This is a genomic window from Mesorhizobium sp. M7A.F.Ca.CA.002.15.2.1 (genome assembly GCF_003998715.1).
Taxonomy (GTDB): domain Bacteria; phylum Pseudomonadota; class Alphaproteobacteria; order Rhizobiales; family Rhizobiaceae; genus Mesorhizobium; species Mesorhizobium ciceri.
Map to the genome: position 1 here is coordinate 1 of NZ_RZPI01001242.1, position 511 is coordinate 511.

General features: G+C 68.7%; 1 protein-coding gene and 1 pseudogene. Both read left to right on the forward strand.

Going from position 1 to position 511, the window contains the following annotated elements; genetic code table 11:
- The coding region (locus tag ENZ74_RS33900) for a biopolymer transporter ExbD (RefSeq protein WP_206522417.1) at positions 1-216 on the forward strand (216 nt) is incomplete at its 5' end.
- Positions 213-511 (forward strand): annotated as a pseudogene (locus ENZ74_RS33905) (hypothetical protein); the annotation flags it as partial. The gene ENZ74_RS33900 and the pseudogene ENZ74_RS33905, both read left to right, overlap by 4 nt.

The following is a 511-nucleotide window of genomic DNA, read 5'->3' on the forward strand; positions in this document are numbered from 1 at the left end:
CCGGCTTTCGGCGCGACGCTGGACGCCAAGACCAAGGGCGACAAGCAGACGCGCATCTTCCTGCGCGCCGACAAGGCGGTCGCCTATGGCGACCTGATGGAGGCGATGAACCTGTTGCGCGGTGCCGGCTATCTGAAGATCGCGCTGGTCGGCCTGGAGACGGCTCCCGCGTCCAATGCCCCCGCGCCCACAGCCACCCGTGCGGCGGCGCCATGACGCAAGCGGTCGCCGTGCCCTCGGTCCAGATGTCGCGCTTCGGCTGGCGCGACCTTGGCTTGTGGGCCGGTGCTGCCGCGCTGGTCCTCGGAGCCCATGTCGCGGTCGCCTATGCAGTGCAGAATCTCACCATGGTCACCGAAGCGGACGGCGGTCCGCCACCGGCCCAGGTGATCGAGATGGCGCCGATGGTGGTGATGCCGGCCGTACAAGAACAGGTCGCCGCGCTGGACGCGGTGACCTGTTCTTGTACGGCCGGCATCACCACCATCGGCGCCATCTCGATCACCTGGGC